Annotated in this window: 1 protein-coding gene and 1 pseudogene; one reads left to right on the forward strand and one right to left on the reverse strand. The window is 74.1% G+C overall.

All coding sequences use genetic code 11. The annotated features are described in order from the left end of the window. Nucleotides 1–2,556 (reverse strand): cobaltochelatase subunit CobN (locus tag AC08OX_RS06260; RefSeq protein ID WP_476606942.1); only part of this gene is annotated, 2,556 nt, incomplete at its 3' end. A 233-nt stretch (nucleotides 2,557–2,789) separates the two neighbouring features. Here AC08OX_RS06260 and AC08OX_RS06265 point away from each other — a divergent pair. Next, nucleotides 2,790–3,368 (forward strand): annotated as a pseudogene (locus AC08OX_RS06265) (nitrite reductase); the annotation flags it as partial.

Here is a 3,368-nt window from a genome sequence, read left to right on the forward strand (position 1 = left end):
GGGCAAGGGGGTGGTCGCTGGCGAGGGGGGGGGGACGAGGACGGTCGTCACCACGTCGGATGCGGCTGACGGGTCCCAGGCGCGTTCCTCCATCGCCGTTACCAGGGCGAGCGCCGTCGCCTCGGCGGCGTCGACCGCGCCGCGGGCCGCCCGGTCGTCCTCGACGAGCCCGAGGGTCTCCCGCAGCCCCGGCAGGGTGACGCGCCCGCCCCACATCTGCCGGGCCCGCAGCATCGCGAGCACCAGGTTGATCCGCGCCCCGCCGGTCGGTGCTTCGCCGAGCACGTGCAGGCCGTCGCGGATCTGCGCGTCCTTCACCTCGCACAGCCACCCGTCGACGTGCAGCAGGAAGTCGTCGAACTCGGCGTCGTGCGGCCGGTCGGTCAGTCCCAGGTCGTGATCGAGCCGGGCGGCCTGGATCAGCGTCCAGATCTGCGCGCGGATGGCCGGCAGCTTCGCCGGATCCATGGCGGCGATGGTGGCGTGCTCGTCGAGCAGCTGTTCCAGGCGGGCCAGGTCGCCGTAGCTCTCCGCGCGGGCCATCGGCGGAACCAGATGATCGACCAGGGTCGCGTGCGCCCGGCGCTTCGCCTGCGTGCCCTCGCCCGGGTCGTTGACGAGGAACGGGTAGATCAACGGCAGGTTGCCGATCGCCGCGTCGGTCGGACAGGACGCGGACATGCCCACGGTCTTGCCGGGCAGCCACTCCAGCGTTCCGTGCTTACCCAGATGGACGACGGCGTGCGCACCGAAGCCGCCGAAGCCGCCGAAGCCGCCGGAACTATCGGAACCGCCGGAACCGCCGGGGCTGCCGGGGCCGCCGGGGCCGCTGGCGAGCCACCGGTAGGCGGCGAGGTAGTGGTGGCTCGGCGGCAGGCCGGGATCGTGATAAATGGCGACCGGGTTCTCCCCGAAGCCGCGTGGCGGCTGGACCAACAGCACGATGTTGCCGGCCTGCAGCGCGGCGAGCACGATCTCCCCGTCCGGATTCGCGGACCGGTCGACGTACAGCTCGCCGGGCGCGGGCCCCCAACGCCGTTCGACGCTCTCCCGCAGGTCGGCGGGCAGGGCGTCGAACCACGCCCGGTACCGCGCCGCGCTGATCCGGACCGGGTTACCGGCGAGCTGCTCCTCGGTCAGCCAGGCCGGATCCTGCCCGCCCGCGGCGATGATCGCGTGGATCAGGGCGTCACCGTCCTCGGCCGTGACCCCCGGCAGCGCATCAGGGCCGTCATCGGGCCCGGTGTCGTATCCAGCCGCGCGCATCGCCCGCAGCAGGCGCACGACGCTCGCCGGGGTGTCGAGGCCCACCGCGTTGCCGATCCGGGAGTGCTTCGTCGGGTAGGCCGAGAGCATGAGCGCCACCCGGCGTTCGGCCGGTGGGACGTGCCGCAGCCGGCCGTGCGCGACGGCGATGCCGGCCACCCGGTCGGCGCGTTCGGTGTCGGCGACGTAGCTTGTCAGCCCATCCGCATCGATCTCCTTGAAGGAGAACGGCACGGTGATCAGGCGCCCGTCGAACTCGGGGATCGCCACCTGTGTCGCAGCGTCCAGCGGGGACAGCCCGTCGTCCGACTCCGCCCACGTCGCCCGGCCGCTGGTCAGGCACAGTCCCTGCAGGATCGGGATGTCCAGCGCGGCCAGCGCGCCGACGTCCCACGCCTCGTCGTCGCCTCCGGCGCAGGAGTGCGCCGGCTGGCTGCCACCCGCGGCGAGCACGGTGACGATCAGCGCGTCCGCCCGCCCGAGGGTGGCGAGCAACTCGGGTTCGGCGGCGCGCAGCGACGCGCAGTACACCGGCAGCGGATCCCCGCCGGCACGCTCGACCGCGGCACAGAGTGCCTCGACGAACGCGGTGTTCCCGGCGACGTGGTGCGCGCGGTAGTACAGGACACCGATGACCGGCCGCACCGCGTTCCCCACGAGGGCGTCCGGGGCGTCCCGGCTGGCTGATGCGTCCTGGCTGGCTGATGCGTCCGGGGTGGCTGATGCGTCCGCGGCCCGGTCGAGCACCCCCCAGGCCGGGATGGTCACCGGTGGGGCGAATCCGGTACCGGACAGCAGCAGGGTGTCGGCGAGGAATCGGTGCAGCTCGCCGAGGTTGGCCGGACCGCCCTGGGCGAGGTAGGCGTGTGCCTCGGCACAGATGCCGCCGGGCACCGTGGAGACGGCCATGAGCTCCGCGTCCGGGGTCTGTTCGCCACCGAGCACGACCACCGGGCGCGGGCCGGCGAGCAGCGTGTCGAGCCCCTCCTCCCAGGTCCGCCGGCCGCCGAGGATGCGCACCACGACCGCATCGGCACCGCTGGTCAGCGCCGGGAGATCGGCGACGGAGAGCCGGGCCGGGTTGGCGAGGCGGTAGCGGGCTCCGCTCGCCCGCGCGGAGAGTAGGTCGGTGTCGGACGTCGACAGCAGCAGGACGACCGCGTCGACCTCCGTCTCCCCGGCTCCTGGTGTCTCCCCGGCTTCGCGGGCGAACGCGGTCGACGGATCGTCGGAAGGGTCGGTCGACGGATCGTCGGACGGATCGGTGGGAGGAGTCTGCACAGGCGACATGGTGATGCCTTTCCCGGGGGTCCACGCCCCGCGTCGGTGGCCGTGCCTGGGGCGCACTCCCCGGTGACGGTGGCGGGACCGCGCCGGATTCGCGCCGGACTTCCTCGCCGTTCGCCGCTCGTGGCCCCGTCACGATCGCAGAGAGGTGGGCGGTGTTGTCAAGCACTCCGCTGTCGTCGTGACAAAGAAACGATCAACCGGCATCGCCCGAGTCCGGCACGTATGCTCCGCCGGTGCCCACCAGTCCGCGGGAGCGTGTCCGCGACGCCTGCCCCGGTGTGCTGACGACACATCCGGCCGCGGATGGCGCGCTCGCGCGGCTGCGGCTGCCCGGGGGGCGGCTGACCGCCGCCGCGGCGAAGACCCTCGCCGGCTGCGCGCGGGAGTTCGCCGACGGCCACCTTGAGCTCACCTCCCGGGCGAACGTGCAGCTACGCGGCCTGGCCGACGGCACGGTCGAGGAGCTCGCCGCCCGGGTGAGCGCGGTCGGCCTGCTGCCCTCGACGACGCACGAGCGGGTCCGCAACATCGTGGGCTCGCCGCTGTCCGGACGCGGCGAGGCCGGCTGCCGGGACATCGCGCCGGTCGTCGCCGAGCTGGACCGCCGGCTGTGCGCGGATCCGGCTCTCGCCGCGCTGCCCGGCCGGGTGCTGTTCGCCGTCGACGACGGCAGCGGGGACCTGGCCGGGCTGCCCGCGGACCTCGCGCTGCGCGCCCTGCCCTCCGGGGAGATGCTGCTGGCCGTCGCGGGCGCGACCCGCGCGCTGCGGTTGCCCGTCCACGTCGCCGTACCCGCGCTCCTCGCCGCGGCG

The organism is Frankia sp. CoBUL1 (assembly GCF_978021245.1).